At 64.0% G+C, this 18,446-nt stretch carries 16 protein-coding genes; 7 read left to right on the forward strand and 9 right to left on the reverse strand.

From position 1 onward, the window contains the following. The first annotated feature begins 3 nt into the window (after positions 1-3). A complete protein-coding gene (locus J2W40_RS04730) occupies positions 4-3,162 on the forward strand; it encodes an efflux RND transporter permease subunit (RefSeq protein ID WP_310222245.1) in 3,159 nt (1,052 codons plus the stop codon). Then, complete coding sequence (locus J2W40_RS04735; protein WP_310222246.1) at positions 3,159-4,526, forward strand: efflux transporter outer membrane subunit; 1,368 nt, start codon at positions 3,159-3,161, stop codon at positions 4,524-4,526. The genes J2W40_RS04730 and J2W40_RS04735 overlap by 4 nt, the downstream gene beginning before the upstream one ends. Before the next feature lie 66 nt (positions 4,527-4,592). On the opposite strand, the gene J2W40_RS04740 is transcribed toward J2W40_RS04735, so the two are convergent. Beyond that, positions 4,593-4,808: a hypothetical protein gene (locus tag J2W40_RS04740; RefSeq protein ID WP_310222247.1), complete on the reverse strand. Its 216-nt coding sequence runs from the start codon at positions 4,806-4,808 to the stop codon at positions 4,593-4,595. Here J2W40_RS04740 and J2W40_RS04745 point away from each other — a divergent pair. After that, positions 4,807-5,085, forward strand: coding sequence for a hypothetical protein (locus J2W40_RS04745; RefSeq protein WP_310222248.1), 279 nt, complete (start codon positions 4,807-4,809; stop codon positions 5,083-5,085). The genes J2W40_RS04740 and J2W40_RS04745 overlap by 2 nt on opposite strands. 229 nt (positions 5,086-5,314) lie before the next feature. Here J2W40_RS04745 and J2W40_RS04750 read toward each other — a convergent pair whose 3' ends face one another. Continuing rightward, complete coding sequence (locus J2W40_RS04750) at positions 5,315-5,959, reverse strand: glutathione S-transferase family protein (protein ID WP_310222249.1); 645 nt, start codon at positions 5,957-5,959, stop codon at positions 5,315-5,317. Positions 5,960-6,075: 116 nt separating this feature from the next. Here J2W40_RS04750 and J2W40_RS04755 point away from each other — a divergent pair, with 116 nt between their 5' ends. After that, the gene (locus tag J2W40_RS04755; protein ID WP_310222250.1) at positions 6,076-7,683 is read left to right on the forward strand and encodes an alpha-amylase family glycosyl hydrolase; all 1,608 of its coding nucleotides are present in this window, start codon (positions 6,076-6,078) and stop codon (positions 7,681-7,683) included. A 3-nt stretch (positions 7,684-7,686) separates the two neighbouring features. Here the strand turns inward: J2W40_RS04755 and J2W40_RS04760 are convergent, their stop codons facing one another. Genes J2W40_RS04760 through J2W40_RS04785 form a run of 6 tightly spaced genes read right to left on the reverse strand, consistent with a single transcriptional unit; the run spans position 7,687 to position 13,734 of the window. Further along, positions 7,687-8,682: an NAD(P)H-dependent flavin oxidoreductase gene (locus tag J2W40_RS04760; RefSeq protein ID WP_310222251.1), complete on the reverse strand. Its 996-nt coding sequence runs from the start codon at positions 8,680-8,682 to the stop codon at positions 7,687-7,689. Continuing rightward, on the reverse strand, positions 8,682-9,845 hold the full coding sequence (locus J2W40_RS04765; RefSeq protein WP_310222252.1) for an acetyl-CoA C-acetyltransferase: 1,164 nt from the start codon (positions 9,843-9,845) through the stop codon (positions 8,682-8,684). The genes J2W40_RS04760 and J2W40_RS04765 overlap by 1 nt, the downstream gene beginning before the upstream one ends. A gap of 4 nt (positions 9,846-9,849) precedes the next feature. Further along, positions 9,850-10,632 carry an enoyl-CoA hydratase/isomerase family protein gene (locus J2W40_RS04770; protein WP_310222253.1) on the reverse strand — a complete coding sequence of 261 codons (783 nt, stop codon included), beginning with the start codon at positions 10,630-10,632 and terminating at the stop codon, positions 9,850-9,852. Next, complete coding sequence (locus J2W40_RS04775; RefSeq protein WP_310222254.1) at positions 10,632-11,393, reverse strand: 3-hydroxyacyl-CoA dehydrogenase; 762 nt, start codon at positions 11,391-11,393, stop codon at positions 10,632-10,634. The genes J2W40_RS04770 and J2W40_RS04775 overlap by 1 nt, the downstream gene beginning before the upstream one ends. Positions 11,394-11,413: 20 nt before the next feature. Further along, positions 11,414-12,598 carry an acetyl-CoA C-acyltransferase gene (locus J2W40_RS04780; protein WP_310222255.1) on the reverse strand — a complete coding sequence of 395 codons (1,185 nt, stop codon included), beginning with the start codon at positions 12,596-12,598 and terminating at the stop codon, positions 11,414-11,416. Between the two features lie 11 nt (positions 12,599-12,609). Beyond that, positions 12,610-13,734 carry an acyl-CoA dehydrogenase family protein gene (locus J2W40_RS04785; protein ID WP_310222256.1) on the reverse strand — a complete coding sequence of 375 codons (1,125 nt, stop codon included), beginning with the start codon at positions 13,732-13,734 and terminating at the stop codon, positions 12,610-12,612. 238 nt (positions 13,735-13,972) lie between these two features. Here J2W40_RS04785 and J2W40_RS04790 point away from each other — a divergent pair, with 238 nt between their 5' ends. Beyond that, positions 13,973-14,608, forward strand: a complete 636-nt coding sequence (locus tag J2W40_RS04790; protein ID WP_310222257.1) for a TetR/AcrR family transcriptional regulator — start codon at positions 13,973-13,975, stop codon at positions 14,606-14,608. Here the strand turns inward: J2W40_RS04790 and J2W40_RS04795 are convergent, their stop codons facing one another. Continuing rightward, positions 14,609-15,478, reverse strand: coding sequence for a LysR family transcriptional regulator (locus J2W40_RS04795; RefSeq protein ID WP_310222258.1), 870 nt, complete (start codon positions 15,476-15,478; stop codon positions 14,609-14,611). Between the two features lie 86 nt (positions 15,479-15,564). Between J2W40_RS04795 and J2W40_RS04800 the strand changes: the two genes are divergently transcribed. Continuing rightward, positions 15,565-16,710, forward strand: coding sequence for an isovaleryl-CoA dehydrogenase (locus tag J2W40_RS04800; RefSeq protein ID WP_310222259.1), 1,146 nt, complete (start codon positions 15,565-15,567; stop codon positions 16,708-16,710). An 85-nt stretch (positions 16,711-16,795) separates the two neighbouring features. After that, the gene (locus J2W40_RS04805; RefSeq protein ID WP_310222260.1) at positions 16,796-18,397 is read left to right on the forward strand and encodes a carboxyl transferase domain-containing protein; all 1,602 of its coding nucleotides are present in this window, start codon (positions 16,796-16,798) and stop codon (positions 18,395-18,397) included. The last annotated feature ends 49 nt before the right edge of the window (positions 18,398-18,446 follow it).

Raw genomic sequence — 18,446 nt, forward strand, 5'->3', positions numbered from 1 at the left:
GCCATGCTCAGTCGCTATTTCATCGAACGGCCAATCTTTGCCTGGGTCATCGCCATCGGGATCATGCTGGCGGGTTTAGGGTCGATATTTTCGCTGCCGATCGCCCAATATCCTGACATTGCGCCGCCCGGCGTTGGCATCAGTGCGACCTATCCCGGTGCATCCGCCGATACCGTCGAAACTGCCGTTACCCAGGTCATCGAACAGCAGCTGACCGGCATCGACGGGTTGATGTATTTCTCCTCCTCTTCATCGGCGACGGGCCGGTCGCAGATCACCGTCACCTTCCAAAAGGGCACCGATCCTGACACCGCGCAGGTGCAGGTGCAGAATCGCGTGCAGCAGGCGCTCAGCCGCCTGCCCAATCCGGTGCAGCAGCAAGGGCTGACCGTCACCAAGCAGCAGACCGACTTCCTGATGCTGGTCGGCCTCTATGACGAGAATGACCTGGCTACCCAGGCCGACATTTCGGACTATCTCGTCAATAATTTCCAAGACCCGATCGCACGGATCGAAGGCATTGGCGCGACCCAGATTTTCGGGTCGCAATATGCGATGCGCGTCTGGCTCGATCCCTATAAGCTCGCGGCCGTCAAGCTGATGCCGTCGGACGTGCAGAGCGCCATCGCGGCCCAAAATGTCGAAGTCTCCGCCGGACAGATCGGCGCTGACCCCGCACCCGCCGGGCAGCAGATCAACGCCACGGTCACGGCCCGATCACGGCTGGAAACCCCCGAACAATTCCGCAACATCGTCGTCAAGACGCAGCGTGACGGGTCGATCGTCCACTTGTCCGACGTTGCGCGCGTGGAATTGGGCAATGAAAGCTACACCACCGCCGCGCGTCTGAACGGTCATCCCGCATCGGGCATTGCGCTGCAACTTGCGCCTGGTGCCGATGCGCTCAAGACCGCCGAACTGGTGAAGTCGAGGGTGACGGAACTCTCACAGAACCTGCCCCATGGCTATAAGCTGGTCTATCCGCGCGATACCACGCCGTTCATTAAACTGTCGGTCAATGAAGTCATCAAGACCCTGATCGAGGCTGTCTTACTGGTCGTCGTGGTCATGTTCGTCTTTCTGCAAAGCTGGCGCGCGACCCTGATCCCCACCATCGCCGTGCCGGTGGTGCTACTCGGCACCTTCGGCGTGCTGGCGCTGTTCGGCTATTCCATCAACACGCTGACCCTGTTCGGCATGGTGTTGTCGATCGGCCTGTTGGTCGATGACGCCATCGTCGTCGTCGAAAATGTCGAGCGGATCATGGAGGAGGAGGGGCTGTCGCCCCGCGACGCGACGATCAAGTCGATGGAGGAGATCGGCAGCGCATTGGTCGGCATCGGCCTCGTCCTGTCCGCCGTGCTGTTACCCATGGCTTTCTTCGGCGGATCGACCGGCGTCATCTATCGCCAATTCTCGATCACCATCGTCTCGTCCATGCTGCTCTCGGTCGTGGTCGCGCTCATTCTCTCGCCCGCGCTCTGCGCCACTTTGCTCAAACCCGTGCATGACGAACGGCGCAATCATGGCTGGGCGGGCAAGTTCAACCGCTGGTTCGATCGGCTGACCAACGGCTATATCCGCCGCACCGAACAGATGCTGGGACGGCGCAAGCTGTTCTGGGTCGGCTATGTCGTCATCCTTGGCATTCTCGCCCTGCTGTTCGTGCGCTTGCCCTCCAGCTTCCTGCCGGTCGAGGATCAGGGCCAGGTAATGGTGCAGATGACGCTGCCCGCCGGTGCCAAGTCCAGTCGCACGACCGAAACCGCGGCGCAGGTGCAGAATTACTTTTTGAATGACGAGAAGGACAATGTCGCTTTCGCCTTCATCATGACGGGGTTCAGCTTCCAGGGTCAGGGTGAGAATGTGGCCCAAGGCTTCATCAACCTCGCGCCCTGGGATGATCGTAAAGGCGCGGTGAACAGCGCAGGTGGCATTGCCCAGCGCGCGAACAAGCAATTGTCGGCCATTCGCGATGCCAGCGTGTTGGCGATGACGCCGCCCGCCATTCGCGGCCTCGGCCAATCCAATGGGTTCACCTTCGAACTGCTCAACACCGCCGGGCTCAGCCGCGCACGTTTTCTGGAACTGCGGAACCAGTTGATCGCCGCCGCCGCGAAAGACCCGCTGCTTGCAGGCGTGCGCGCCGCCGCGCTGGAGGATACGCCGCAACTCAAGATCGACATTGATTCCGAAAAGCTCGCCGTCCTGGGGCTTAGCCAGAGCGACGTGGACTCGGTCCTCAGCGCCGCCTGGGGCAGCCGCTACATCAATGATTTCGTGGATCGCGGCCGGGTGAAGCGCGTCTTCATGCAGGCCGACGCCCCCTATCGTGCATTGCCGACCGATCTCGACAACTGGATGGTGCGATCCGCATCCACCGGCGAGATGGTGCCTTTCTCGGCCTTTGCGACCACTCACTGGACGATGGGGCCGTCCACACTGGCGCGCTTCAACGGCCAGTCCTCCTATGAATTGCAGGGACAGGCGGCGGCCGGTGCCAGTTCGGGTGAAGCGATGGACCGTATTGTCGAGCTGCAACAGCAATTGCCCACAGGCACCAGCTATGCCTGGAGCGGCCTCTCCTATCAGGAACAATTGTCGGGTGGGCAAGCGCCGTTGCTCTACGGCCTGTCGGTGCTGGTCGTCTTCCTTTGCCTCGCCGCCTTGTATGAAAGCTGGTCGATCCCGATCGCGGTGCTTCTGGTGGTGCCGCTTGGCCTTGTCGGCGCGGTGATCGCGGTGTGGGCGCGCGGGCTGGAGAATAATATCTTCTTCCAAGTGGGCTTGCTCACCACCATGGGCCTTGCCGCCAAGAACGCCATTCTGATCGTCGAATTTGCCGAACTCGCGCATCGGCAGGGCAAAGACCCGCTCTCGGCGGCAATCGAGGCGGCCAGGCTGCGCTTCCGCCCGATCCTGATGACGTCACTGGCCTTCATTGCGGGCGTCATTCCGCTCGCCATCGCCACCGGCGCGGGGGCGCAGAGCCGGGTCGCGATCGGCACCGCCGTCGTCGGCGGCATGCTGACCGCCACCTTGCTGGCGATCTTCTACGTACCGCTCTTCTTCGTAACCATTGCGCGGCTGTTCGACAGCGACAAAACCAAGGCCAAAGCCCCGCCGCCAAGCCCCGCCCCGGACGCAGGACTGCCCGCATGATCCGCTCGCTCCTTCTGCTGACCAGCGCGCTGACGCTGGCGGGGTGCAACATGGCGCCGACCTATGTCCGCCCTGCCGCGCCGGTTCCGGCGGCTCTGCCCACTGGCGAAGCCTATGCCCCGGCACAGGCGGGGGCAGCGGCGGGCCTGCCCTGGACGCAATTGGTCGGCGACGCCAAACTCCAGGCGGTGATCGAGCGCGCGCTCACCAATAATCGCGACCTGCGCGCGACGCTCGCCAATGTGCAGGCCGCCCGCGCCCAATATCGCATCCAACGCGCAAATCAGTTGCCCACTGTGACCGGCGACGCCAGCGCCGCCTTCGTCCGTCAGAATGATGCGCGGCAGAATAGCTATAGCGCCGACATCGGCTTTGGTGCGTTCGAAATCGACCTGTTCGGGCGGTTGCACAACCTGTCGGAATCCGCGCTGCAATCCTATCTGGCGACAGAAGAAGGCGCGCGCGCCGCGCGCATCGCGCTCATTGCCGAGACAGCTTCCGCTTATGCAACACTGGCCGCCGACCAGGAATTGCTCGCCGTCTCACGCCAGACGCTCGCCAGTGCGCAGCGCACGCTCGACCTCGTCAGTTCGCTCAACGGCGCCGGGTTGACGGGCAAGCTGGACGTTTATCAGGCGCAAACAACGGTCGAACAGGCAGCTTCGGACGTCGCCGCCAATGTGACGCAAGTGGCGCAGGACCGTAATGCGCTCGACCTGCTGGCGGGTGCCCCAGTCGAGGACGCGCTGCTCCCGGCCTCACTCGACAGCCTGATCGCGGGCATCGCCAAGGTGCCCGCCGGGTTGACCTCAGACATCCTGCTCCAGCGTCCCGATGTGCTACAGGCCGAACATCAGCTCATGGCCGCCAATGCCGATATCGGCGCGGCGCGCGCGGCAATGTTTCCGCGGATCAGCCTGACCTCGGCGATCGGCGTTGCCAGTTCGGCCCTGTCCTCGCTGTTTACCGGGGATGCCCTTGCCTGGTCGGCCGCGCCGTCGGCGAGCTTGCCGATCTTCGGCGGCCCCGTGCGCGGCAATATCGACTTTAGCAAGGCCCAGCGCGATAGGATGCTGGCGCAATATGAGGGCGCGATCCAGACCGCTTTCAGAGAAGTTGCCGATGCCCTCGCCCGCGACGGCACGATCGACGCCCAGCAGGCCGCCCAGCGTCGCCTGGTGATCGCCAGCCAGCGGGCCTATGCCCTGTCCGAAGACCGCTATCGCGCGGGTATCGACACATTCCTGACCACACTCACCAGTCAGCGCACACTGTACGCCGCGCGCCAGTCGGCGATCGCCACCGACCTTGCTCTGCTCACCAACCGCATCCTGCTTTATCGCGTGATCGGCGCGGACCAGTAAGCTCTTCCCCCGCTTCCTATTTGTGATATGCTTGCTCCATAAGATAAATGGAGAGGGACCATGCTGTTATTGGCGCGGTATCTGGATTGGTTTTGTCGGCAATGTGCCGCCGGTGCGCAGGATGAACTGCGCCTCAATCAATTGATCATCAGCGCGCGGGCACCGCAGCCGCGCAAGGATGCTGCGCCGCAGCGCCGCTGAACCCCGCTTCTTCGCCCTTGCCTCTCCGCCATTCCCGCGCCATGGCACGGGCGATAGCGCGGCGGAGGAAAGCAGAGCCATGAGCAAGGACCGCCCGCAAGAGCTGCGCGACATTGTCGAGCGGATCGGCCAGCGGCCTGCCAACCCGATCACCCGCGCGCGCCAGATGGTGGAGCAGGAAGTGCCCGTCGCCAGGCGCGGCCCAGGCTGGGACCGGCATTGGCGCGAATTGGAAGCCTATCTCGAAGTCGGCGTCGTCTGGCGCGACCCGGCCCAAACCGCCTGCGTCGATCCCGCAGGACCGGAGGGCGAAACGCAAACAGACAAAAAAAGGGCCGATCCGAAGACCAGCCCGTAAAAGTTTTAGGAGAGGATGCCTGAAAGGCGAATTTGTTTTCGCTCCAATGGCGTTTTGCTGCAAGTGCGAAAACATCCTGAGCGATTGCAAAAACTGCATCCGTAGCGCAATGCAACGCTTTCCGTAGGGGAATTGATCCCTACCCTGTGGCCTCGCGGTAGGCGACGGCTAGTTGCGACTCGGCGAATCACTCGCTGATCCAGGCTTTGCGCACAGCGTTAGGCTGCCTCTATGATGACTGCGCGAACACGGCCAACTGATCGGCGAAGGCGTGCTGAAAGGCTGGGCGCGCCTCGCCACGGGCGACATAGGCACATAGATTGGGATAGGCGGTCAGCAGGCCAGACGTGGTCAGCCGACGCAGCACAGTGACCATCAGCAAATCGCCCGCGCTAAATGCGCCATCAAGCCATTCCGCATCACCCAAATGCTTTGACAGGGCGTCGAGACGGTGATGAATCTGATCGTCCATCATCTGCAGACGTTCAACATGCCAAGGCTTGTCGCGTTCAGTGAACAGGGCGCTTTCACGATGGAGGATCGGGGGCTCGACCGTGCTGAGCGCCGCGAACATCCAACTGATCGCCCGCCCTCGCGCGACTTCGTCGTTCGGCAATAGGCCGGGATGCTGCTGTGCGATGTTGAGGATGATCGCGCCAGATTCGAACAGCCTTAAATCCCCTTCCTCATAGGTCGGGATTTGCCCGAACGGGTGCAGCGACCGATGCGGAGCTTCCTTCATCGCCGCAAAGGACAGCAATCGAACTGCATAGGGCTGGCCCACTTCCTCCAAGGCCCATCTGACCCCCATATCGCGTGCCAGACCCCGGCCGCGATCAGGCGATTGGGCAAAAGCGGTGATGGTGATAGCCATTGTGAGGTTCCTGCATTCTGCCGACGATATGCGCAGGCTTCACCTCTCCCGTCCGGCATGCAAGAGTGTGTCGACATTTTCGTCCATCGCCAATCCCTGACCCGCAAAGGCCAGCCATGACAGCAGCGTCCCCGCAGACCGATCAGCCCTGGTGGAAGGGCGCGGTGATCTACCAGATTTATCCGCGCAGCTTTCAGGACAGCAATCATGACGGCGTGGGTGACCTGAACGGTATGACCCAGCGATTGGAGCATGTCGCCAAATTAGGCGTGGATGCGATCTGGATATCGCCCTTCTTCACCTCGCCAATGCGCGATTTCGGCTATGATATCGCCGATTATTGTGGCGTTGATCCGATCTTCGGCACCCTCGCCGACTTCGACGCGCTAATCGCCCGCGCCCATGCGCTGGGCCTTAAGGTGACGATTGATCAGGTCTATGCCCATAGTTCGGACCTGCACGGCTGGTTCGTGCAGAGCCGCGCCGACCGCACCAATGAGAAGGCCGACTGGTATGTCTGGGCCGATCCCAAAGCCGACGGCACGCCGCCCAATAATTGGCAGTCGGTATTCGGCGGCCCGGCCTGGACCTGGGACGCGCGGCGCGGCCAATATTATATGCACCAGTTCCTGGCCAGCCAGCCGCAGCTCAACGTCCATAACCCGATGGTTCAGGATGCCTTGCTGGACGTCATGCGCTTCTGGTTGGACCGCGGCGTCGATGGCTTCCGCCTCGATGCGCTCAACCACGCGATGCACGACCCTGACTTCCGCGACAATCCTCCCGCCCCCGATGATGGCAGCCCCCGCACCCGACCCTTTGATTTCCAGATCAAACGCTACAGCCAGTCGCATCCCGCCATCGTCCCCTTCGTCGAACGCATCCGCACGCTATGCGACGCCTATGGCGCGATCTTCACGGTCGCCGAAGTGGGCGGCGCGCTCGCGGAACAGGAGATGAAGGCCTTTACGGCGGGCGATCATCGCCTCAACAGCGCCTATGGCTTCACCTTCCTCTACGCGCCCGCCCTCACGCCAGCGCTGGTGGCGGAAACGGTTGATCGCTGGCCAGACGAGCCGGGCATGGGCTGGCCCAGTTGGGCCTTTGAAAATCACGACGCGCCGCGCGCGCTGTCGCGCTGGTGCGCGCCCGAAGATCGCCCAGCCTTTGCCCGCATGAAGATGGTTCTGCTGATGGCGCTACGCGGCAATGCCATCCTCTATCAAGGCGAGGAACTGGGCATTACCCAGGTCGACATCCCGTTCGAGCGATTGCAAGACCCCGAAGCCATCGCCAATTGGCCGCTCACCTTGTCGCGCGACGGCGCGCGCACCCCACTGCCCTGGTCGGCCGATGCGATACAGGCGGGCTTTTCCAGCGTCGAACCCTGGCTACCCCATGGCAACGATCATCTCGCGCTGGCGGTGGACGCGCAGGAGGCAAACCCCGACTCCCTCCTCACCTTCACCCGCAACATGCTGGCGCTGCGCAAGGCCAACCCGGCGCTGCGCCATGGCGCGCTCGCCATCCTGGTTGCCGACGCCGCCTGCCTAGCCTTCCGCCGGACCAGCGGTGATCAGTCTTTGCTCTGCGTCTTCAACCTGTCGCACGAGGCCATAGCTTGGCCCGCTGGCGTTGACGGGTCAGGTCGCATCCTGAGCGCCGTCAACGGAGCATCGTCGGAGAAACTGCCGCCGTTCGGCGCCCTGCTGATCGAACAGTGACGCTCAGGCGGCGACCCGTTCGCCGCTTAGCATGGCGCTCAACCGACCCCGGATGATCGCCTCGGCATCCGCCACGATGCGCTTCACCAGCGCGTCGCAGGTCGGGATGTCATGGATCAGGCCTTGGACCTGCCCGGCCCAGACCAGCCCCGCGTCCAGATCGCCCGTTTCCAGCGCAACCCGCCCCTTCGCGCCCGACACGAGCGGCTGAATGTCCTGAAACACCGCGCCCTCGCGCGACGATATCTCGACCACCTGATCCGACACGCTGTTCTTGGCGACGCGCCCCGTATTGTGGAATTTGCGGAAGATCAGGTTGGTGCCGCGCTCGTCATTTTCGACCAGAAACTGCTTCACATTGTCATGGATCGGCGCTTCCACCGTCGCGCAGAAGCGCGTGCCCATGTTGATGCCGTCCGCCCCCAGCGCCAGCGCCGCGGCAAGACCGCGCCCGTCGCCGAAACCGCCGCTCGCGATCATGGGGATCGTCAGCTTGTCGGCCGCCGCCGGGATCAGGATCAGCCCCGGAATATCATCCTCGCCCGGATGGCCCGCACATTCGAACCCATCGATCGAGATCGCATCCACGCCCATCCGCTGCGCCGATAAAGCATGACGGACGGCCGTGCATTTATGGACGACGATGATGCCATGCGCCTTGAAATCATCGACATGCTCCTGCGGCTTATGCCCTGCCGTCTCAACAATCTTGACCCCGCTGTCGATGATCGCCCGGCGATATTCCGCATAAGGCGGCGGATTGACCGACGGCAATATGGTCAGGTTCACCCCGAACGGCTTGTCGGTCATCGTGCGGCAACGATCAATCTCGCGCCGCAGATCGTCGGGTGTCGGCTGCGTCAGCGCGGTCAATATGCCAAGCCCGCCCGCATTGGAGACGGCCGCGGCCAGTTCCGCCCGACCGACCCACATCATGCCGCCCTGCACGATCGGATGCTCGATCCCGCACAGATCGGTGAAGCGCGTCCTGATCCCCATTACAGCGCTTCCACGATCGTCACATTGGCAACGCCACCGCCTTCACACATCGTCTGCAAGCCATAGCGCTTGCCCTTGGCGCGCAGGGCATGGATCAGCGTGGTCATCAGCTTGGTGCCGCTGGCGCCCAGCGGATGGCCAAGCGCGATCGCGCCGCCATGGACGTTGAGCTTCGCCGGGTCCGCACCGATCGCCTTGAGCCATGCCATCGGGATCGCGGCAAAGGCTTCGTTGACTTCGAACAGGTCGATATCATTGAGGCTGAGGCCCGACCGTTCGAACGCGCGCCGGGTCGCCGGAATCGGCTCTTCCAGCATGATCACCGGGTCGCCCGCCGTGACCGTCAGGTTGACGATGCGCGCAATGGGCTTGAGGTTGAAGCGCTTGATCGCCGCCTCGCTCGCCACCAGCACGCCCGACGCGCCATCGGTCATCTGACTGGCATTGGCCGCGGTGATGGTCCCGCCCTCCTCCAGCGTCTTGACGCTGGCCATCGCCTCCATCGTGCCGCCGCGGCGCACGCCGTCATCGGTGTCGAACAGGCCTGCGGGCGTTTCCACGCCGACGATCTCGCCCTTAAACGCGCCGCTGTCGATCGCAGCCGCCGCCTTGGCATGGCTGGCCAGCGCAAAAGCGTCCATATCCTCGCGGGTGAAGCCATATTTGTTGGCGATCATCTGCGCGCCATGAAACTGGCTGAACTCGGCGACGCCATAGCGGTTCTGGATGCTCTTGGGCCATGGCCCGATGCCGACACCGGCAGCGGCATGAAGCTGATAGTTGGAGCCCATCGGCACCCGCGTCATGCTTTCGGCACCGGCCGCGATCACCAGATCCTGCGTACCGGACATGATTGCCTGCGCCGCGAAATGCAGCGCCTGTTGCGAGGAACCGCATTGGCGGTCGATCGTCACGGCGGGCACGCTGTCGGGCAGCTTCGACGCCAGCACCAGGTTGCGGCCGAAGGCAAAGGCCTGCTCGCCCGCCTGGCTGACGCAGCCGACGATGACATCCTCGATCGCAGCGGGATCGACGCCCGTGCGATCGACCAGCGCATTGAGGATGGTCGCGCCCAGATCGGCGGGATGCACGTCGATCAGGCCGCCCTTGCGGGCGCGGCCCCCGGCGGTACGGACGGCTTCTACGATATAGGCGTCGGCCATGGTCTCAAACTCCCCTAAAATTGGCGGGGCGTTTTGCAAGCAATGCGCTCAGCCCCTCTTCACTTTCCCGTCCCGCGCCTGCCGCCGCCATGCTCCGCAATTCGCGGTCCAGCTGCGTCTCCAACCCGGTCTCGAAACTGTCGGCCAGCAGCGCGCGGCTGGCGGCCAGCGCCGCCATCGGCGCATCGGCGAGCGCGGTGGCGACGCGCAGGCCTTCGTCGGCCAGTGCTTCATCATCGACGATCCGCGTCACCAGCCCGATCGCCTCGGCCTCCTCCGCCTTGATCCGGCGATTGGCCAGGATGATCTCCTGCGCCTTGCGCAACCCCACCAGACGCGGCAGCAACCAGCTAAGGCCCCCATCCGGCGTCAGGCCGATCGCCCCATAGGCGGCGGTAAAATGGGCCGAGCGCGCGCCGATCACGACGTCACCCAGCATCCCCAGGCTGAACCCCGCACCAGCCGCCGGGCCATTGACCAGCGTCACCAGCGGCTTGGGCGCGCGCGCCAGCCGCGCAACGGCGGCATGAAAGGTCGCGATCAACTCGCTCAGCACTTCCGATCGTTTGTCGCCAGCGCCGGCAAGCAATTGCACATCGCCGCCCGCGCAGAACAGCCGCCCGTTGCCGGTCAGGACGATACAGCGGATCGCCGTGTCGGTCTGACAGCGGATTGCCGCCGCCAGCAGCGCGCGCGCCAGCGGCAGGGTGATGGCGTTCCCCGCTTCCGGCCGGTCGAGCGTGATCCACCCGATGCCCTCCTCGACCGTAAAGGCGATCCCGTCCATCAGCGCGGCGCCATGCGGATTGCGCCGTCCAGCCGGATGACTTCGCCGTTCAGCATCGGGTTGCGGACGATGGTTTCCACCAGTTGCGCATATTCGGCCGGTTTACCCAGGCGACTGGGATGCGGCACTTGCGCGCCCAGCGCATCCTGCACATGCTGCGGGAAGGCTTCGAGCATCGGCGTCAGGAAAATACCCGGCGCGATCGTCATGACACGGATCTTATGCTGCGCCAGGTCGCGCGCGATCGGCAGGGTCATGCCGACGACGCCGCCCTTCGAAGCGCTATAGGCGGCCTGCCCGATCTGCCCGTCATAGGCCGCCACTGATGCGGTGTTGACGATGACGCCGCGCTCGCCGTCAATCTCTTCCGCAGCGGCCAGCCGTGCGGAAAATTTCGAAATGACGTTGAATGTGCCGATCAGGTTGACGGTCACCGTCTTGGCGAAGCTGTCGAGCGGATGCGGTACATTCTCCTTGCCCACGGTCTTGACCGCAGGCGCGATCCCCGCGCAGTTGACCAGGATGCGCGCCACGCCATGCGTTGCTTCGGCCGTGCCCAGCCCAGCGGTGACGCTGGCATCATCTGCGACATTGACCGATACATAGACTCCGCCCAGTTCCGCCGCGACGGCCTTGCCCGCTTCTTCGTTCAGGTCGAAGATCGCAACCTTCGCGCCCTGCGCCGCCAGCATCGTCGCGGTCGCCCGGCCGAGGCCCGAAGCGCCGCCCGTGACAATGGCCGATAACCCGTTGATATCCATAACATCCAACCCCTAAACTATCAGACCAGCTCGATCGCCATCGCCGTTGCTTCGCCACCGCCAATGCACAGGCTAGCAACGCCGCGCTTCAACCCGCGCGTTTCCAGCGCGCCGATCAAGGTCGCGACGATACGCGCGCCCGATGCGCCGATCGGATGGCCAAGCGCCGTCGCCCCACCATTGACGTTCAGCTTCTCCGCCGGAATGCCCAATTCCTTCGCCGCAATCATCGCGACGACGGCAAATGCTTCGTTGACCTCGAATAGATCGACATCGTCCACCGACCAGCCTGCCTTTTCCAGCAGCTTGCGCATCGCCGGAACCGGTGCGGTCGTGAATTTCGATGGCTCATGCGCGTGCCCTGCGGTCGCGACCACGCGGGCGACAACCTTCATGCCTTGCTTGTCGGCGACGCTCTGCCGCGTCATCACGAACGCTGCCGCACCGTCCGAAATGGACGAGGCGTTGGCCGCCGTAATCGTGCCATCCTTGACGAAGGCGGGCTTGAGGCCGGGAATCTTGTCCGGCCGCGCCTTGCCCGGCTGTTCGTCGGTATCGACGATCGTGTCGCCGCCCCGGCCCTTGACCGTCACCGGCGTAATCTCGCGCACGAAAGCCCCGTTGCCGATCGCCGCATTGGCGCGTTCGAGCGAGCGGATGGCATAATCATCCTGATCCTGCCGCGTGAACTGATAGTCGCGCACCGCTTCTTCGGCGAACACGCCCATCGCCTTGCCCGGCTCATAGGCATCTTCCAGCCCGTCCATCATCATCGTGTCGATAATCCGGTCATGGCCGATCCGCGCGCCGCCGCGATGCTTGGGCAGGGCATAAGGCGCATTGGTCATGCTTTCCATGCCGCCTGCAATCACGACATCGACCGCGCCAGAGCTAAGCGCTTCATGCGCCATGATCGCGGCCTGCATGCCCGATCCGCACATCTTGTTGACAGTGGTGGCTTCGGTATTGAGGCCAAGCCCCGCACCCAAAGCCGCCTGCCGCGCAGGCGCTTGCCCCAGACCCGCCGGCAGGACACAGCCCATATAGATGCGATCGACCGCATCGACGGAAACGCCCGCGCGCTCGACCGCTGCCTTGACCGCTGCCGCGCCCAGTTCCGTGGCTTTGAGGCCCGACAAGGCACCCTGAAAACCGCCCATCGGCGTGCGGGCATAGCTGGCGATGACTACCGGATCGTCCTGCATATCAATTCCTTTCAAAGACTGCGCGCGATGACCATGCGCTGGATGTCCGACGTGCCTTCGTAAATCTGGCACACGCGCACATCGCGATAGATTTTGGCGACGCCATATTCTTCCAGATAGCCATAGCCGCCGAGCGTCTGGAGCGCGCCCGATACGATCTGTTCGGCGGCTTCCGACGCAAACAGCTTGGCCATCGACGCTTCGGTCAGGCAGGGCAGGCCCGCATCCTTGACCCGCGCGGCGTTCAGCACCAATTGCCGCGCCGCTTCCAATCGGGCGGCGAGATCGGCCAAGCGAAAGCCCACCGCCTGATGCTCGATAATGGGCTTGCCGAAACTCCGGCGCTCCTTGGCATAGGCGACCGCGATGTCCATTGCCGCCTGCGCCATGCCGACGCATTGCGCGGCGATACCGATACGGCCGGTTTCCAGATTGGCAAGCGCAATACGATAGCCCTGCCCTGGTTGGCCGATCAGCAGGTCATCCTCGACGAACATATCATCGAACCGCAGCGCACAGGTGTCGGACGCGCCCTGCCCCAGCTTATGTTCGACCTTGTCGACGCCGAAACCGGGCCGATCGGTCGGTACGATGAATACGGACAGACCCTTCTTACCCGCATCGGGATCAGTCACGGCGGCGACCATCACCAGTCCGGCGATCTTGCCCGACGTGATGAACTGTTTGGAGCCGTTGATGCGCCAGCCGCCATCGACCTTGGTCGCGCGGGTGCGCACGGCGGATGCATCCGATCCGGCATCGGCCTCGGTGAGCGCAAAGGCACCGATGGCCCGCCCACCGATCAGGCCGGGCAGGAAACGCGCCTTCTGCGCCTCGCTACCATCCTTGAGCAGGCCGGACACGAGGATGCTATTCTGGATGGAAACGATGGTGGACAGCGCCCCGTCCGCCGCCGCCAGTTCGATCAGCGCCAGCGCGTAGGACACCGCGTCCGCCTCCGCCCCGCCATAGCTTTCCGGGGCGGTCATGCCCCACAGGCCGAGCCCCGCCATCTGCTCGAACAGTTCAGGCGGATAGCCGCCCTCGGATTCGAAGCGCGCACTATGCGGACGGATCGTCTCCTGCGCGAAACTGCGCACCGTGTCGCGAATGGCCGTCTGAATTTCCGTCAGCATAAAACCCATTCGTCTCCTATATACTCGTCGGTATATTGATTATCTCAGGGTTTCTTGTCAAGACGGTCCGTAACTCCACATCCTCCCCCGGCGGGGGAGGTGGCAGGGCGCTGCCCTGACGGAGGGGTGTCATGCTCTCGATGGGGTGACACCCCTCCACCATCGGCTACGCCGACGGTCCCCCTCCCCTTTTCAGGGGAGGATGCGGAACAGACAGTCGATCAGACCCAAGGATATTATGGCACCCCGTCTTGCTTCTGCCGCCCCCTCCCCCTTTCGATCGCGCGAAGAGCGTGAGCGTGACCGCGAGGAAAAGCGCGAAGCCGTGCTGCGCGCGGCGGTGCGGATGTTCAACGCGCGCGGTTTCCACGCGACCTCGCTCGATGACGTCGCCGCGAGCCTTGGGATCAGCAAGCCGACCATCTATCATTATCTGGGTAATAAGGAGCAGGTGCTGATCGAATGCGTGACGCGCGGGCTGGAATTGCTCAGCGCCGCGGCCGACACCGCTCGCGCCCAGCCCGGCGATGGCCTTGCCCGACTACGCAGTGTCCTGCGCAGCTATGCCCTGGTAATGATGGACGATTTCGGCCGATGCGTGGTGCGTACCGGCGACGAATTTCTCTCCCCCGAAGGCGCGGCGCTGTTTCGTGCGCGCAAGCGAGCGATCGACCTCTCGATCCGGGCGCTGATTCAGGACGGGATCGCCGACGGCTCGATCGCACCGGTCGATGTGCGGATGACGGCCTTCACCCTGGCGGGTGCGCTCAACTGGCCGGGCCGTTGGCATGCGCCGGACGGGCCATTGTCCCCCAGCGAGATCGCCGACGCGATGGTTGACATATTGATCGGCGGCCTCGCCCCGCGCACCTGATCAGTCCGCCAACACGCCGCGCGCCGCAGCCACGATCGGCGGGGGTGACGCCGCCAGCGCTTCGGACGTCGTGGCGTAAAGCAGCCCGATGGTGCGGGTCTGGTCGAAGCCCGCCAGCCGGGGCCGGGCAACGTCGGGCGCGGCATAGCTGATCGGCATCAGCGTGATCCCCACCCCCGCCGCCACCATCTGCATCACCCGTTCGTCATTGACCGACCGATAGGCGAAATGCGGCCGCACCCCGCGCTCGGTAAAGAAGCGGCTCGTGTCCGACAGAACCTCGCAATGGCGGCGCACGATCATCACATCCTCGTTCAGCGTCTCGGCTGCAACCGACGCCTGCCCGGCGGCCGGGTGGTCCAGCGGAACGGCAAGCGCATAGCCCTCCTCGCGCAACGGCTCTTCCAGAAACCGGTCGCTGCCCCGCCCGACCAACGTCAGCGCACAGTCGATCCGCCCGCGCGCAACATGGCCCAGCAATTCGCGTTCGGTTCCTTCCACCAGTTCCAGCCGCGCGTCGGGGTCGATGCCGCGTGCCGCGCGCGTGATCGCCGCTATGGTCGCACCGGGCAGGCTGCGGATCACCCCCATCCGCGTCAGCGGCCCTTGCGCTGCGCCCGCCAGCACCTGCTGCGCCAGGTTGAACTCGCCTTCGATCCGCCGCGCATGGGCCAGCAGGCGCGATCCCGCCTGCGTCAGCTCGACCCGATGCCCCGACCGCAGGAACAACGCCCCGCCCAGCGCCCGCTCCAGCTTGGCAATCCCCACCGACAGCGTCGGCTGCGCCACATTGCAATGCCCCGCCGCCCGCGAGAAATTGCCATGGTCGACCACGGCCAGGAAATAGCGGAGCTGATAGCGTTCGATCATAGACGCCATCTATGACACCTTGCCAATTCTTTCAATTTTGAATTAGCGGCTGGTTCCGTTAGTCTTGGTGCAAATAGGAGAGGCCAATGAGCAATTTCGATTTCGCCCTGGGTGAAACCGCCGACATGATCCGCGAAAGCACCGCGCGCTTCGCCGCTGACAAGATCGCACCGTTGGCGGCCGAAATCGATGCGAAGGACTGGTTCCCGCGCGACCTGTGGCCGCAAATGGGCGCGCTTGGCCTGCACGGCATCACGGTCGAGGAGGAATGGGGCGGCCTTGGCCTCGGCTATCTCGACCATGTCGTCGCACAAGAGGAAGTCGCCCGCGCTTCCGCTTCGATCGGCTTGTCCTATGGCGCCCACTCCAACCTCTGCGTCAACCAAATCCGCCGCTGGGGCAGCGACGCGCAAAAGGCGAAATATCTCCCCAAGCTGATCTCCGGCGAGCATGTTGGCAGCCTCGCCATGTCGGAAGCAGGCGCTGGCTCGGACGTCGTGTCGATGACGCTGAAGGCGGAAAAGCGCGGCGACCGCTATATCCTCAACGGCACCAAATTCTGGATCACCAATGCGCCCTATGCCGACACGCTGGTCGTCTACGCCCGCACCGGCGAAGGGAGCCAAGGCCTCACCACCTTCCTCATCGAAAAGGGGATGAAGGGCTTTTCCATCGGCCAGAAGATCGACAAGATGGGCATGCGCGGCAGCCCGACCGCCGAACTGATCTTCGACGATTGCGAAGTGCCGGAAGACAATATCATGGGGGCGCTCAATGGCGGCGTCGGCATCTTGATGTCGGGCCTGGACTATGAGCGCACCGTGCTGGCGGGCATACAGCTTGGCATCATGCAAGCCTGCCTCGACACCGTCATCCCCTATGTCCGCGACCGCAAGCAATTCGGCAAAGCGATCGGTACCTTCCAACTGATGCAGGCCAAGATCGCCGACATGTATGTCGCGCTCAACAGCGCGCGCGCCTATGTCTATGCGGTCGCCAAGGCCTGCGATGCCGGACGCACCACCCGCTTCGACGCGGCGGGCGCGATTTTGCTGGCATCGGAAAATGCAGTGAAGGTCGCGCTGGAAGCCGTGCAGGCCTTGGGCGGCGCGGGCTATACCAAGGATTGGCCGGTCGAACGCTATCTGCGCGACGCCAAGCTGCTCGACATCGGCGCCGGCACCAACGAAATCCGCCGCATGTTGATCGGCCGCGAGGTCATCGGGGCTTAATAATCCTCCCCCAGCTTGCTGGGGGAGGGGGACCGCCCGAAGGGCGGTGGAGGGGCGCAGGCCCGCAATACAGGGTAAGAACAATATGACCGCACCCATCCTCGACACCAAAGTCCTGCGCGATAGCGAAGCCTTCCGCGCCAATGTCGCGCACAACCGCGCCCTGGCCGAAGAATTGCGCGCCAAGGTCGCCGCCGCCGCCCAGGGCGGCTCCGCCAGCGCGCGCGACAAACACACCGCGCGCGGCAAACTCCTGCCCCGCGACCGCGTCGAACGCCTGCTCGATCCCGGCTCGCCTTTCCTCGAAATCGGCCAGCTTGCCGCCAACGGCCTCTATGGCGATGAAGTCCCCGGCGCTGGCCTGATCGCCGGGATCGGTCGCGTGTCGGGCCGTCAGGTCATGATCGGCTGCAACGACGCCACGGTAAAGGGCGGCACCTATTATCCCGTCACCGTCAAAAAGCATCTGCGCGCGCAGGAAATCGCGCTCGAAAACCGCCTGCCCTGTATCTATCTGGTCGATAGCGGCGGCGCGAACCTGCCCAATCAGGCGGAAGTATTCCCCGATCGCGACCATTTCGGCCGCATCTTCTACAATCAGGCAAACCTGTCCGCGCAGGGCATCCCCCAGATCGCCTGCGTCATGGGTAGCTGCACCGCGGGCGGCGCCTATGTCCCCGCCATGTCCGACGAAACCGTCATCGTCCGCAACCAGGGCACGATCTTCCTCGCCGGCCCGCCGCTGGTGCAGGCCGCAACCGGCGAAGTCATCACCGCCGAAGATCTGGGCGGCGGCGACCTGCATGGGCGCAAATCGGGCGTGGTCGATCATGTCGCCGACAGCGACGATCATGCCCTCACCATCGTCCGCGACATCGTCTCGACCCTGCAACCCGACCGCCAGCCCGACCTCAACTTGCGCGAACCCCGCCCGCCCAAATATGATGCGAGCGATCTCTACGGCATCATCCCCGACGATGTCCGCGCCCCCTATGACGTGCGCGAAATCATCGCGCGCATCGTGGACGGCAGCGAGTTTCACGAATTCAAGGCGCTCTACGGCACCACGCTCGTCTGCGGCTTCGCTCATATCTGGGGCATGCCCGTCGCGATCCTCGCCAATAACGGCGTGCTATTTAGCGAAAGCGCGCAAAAGGGCGCGCATTTCATCGAACTCGCCTGCCAGCGCCGCATACCACTTCTGTTCCTCCAGAATATCTCCGGCTTCATGGTCGGCGGCAAATATGAGGCGGAGGGGATCGCCAAACATGGCGCCAAGCTCGTCACCGCGGTCGCCACCGCGCAGGTGCCCAAAGTCACCGTCCTGATCGGCGGCAGTTTCGGCGCAGGCAATTACGGCATGTGCGGCCGCGCCTACCAGCCGCGCTTCCTCTTCACCTGGCCCAACGCCCGCATCAGCGTGATGGGCGGCGAACAGGCCGCCTCCGTCCTCGCCACCGTCCACCGCGACGCGGCCAAATGGTCGCCTGAGGAAGCCGAAGCCTTCAAGGCCCCCGTCCGCCAGAAATATGAGGAAGAAGGCAACCCCTATTACGCCACCGCCCGCCTGTGGGACGATGGCGTCATCGACCCCGCGCAAACCCGCGATGTGCTGGGGTTGGCGTTCGCCGCGGCGCTGAACGCGCCGGTGCCGGACCGGGCGCAATTCGGCCTGTTCCGGATGTGATGGGGGTGGGCACCGAGGACAACGCCATACCTCCCCGGAACGGGGAGGG

It is taken from the genome of Sphingobium xenophagum (genome assembly GCF_031457465.1).
GTDB classification, from domain to species: Bacteria; Pseudomonadota; Alphaproteobacteria; order Sphingomonadales; family Sphingomonadaceae; genus Sphingobium; species Sphingobium xenophagum_A.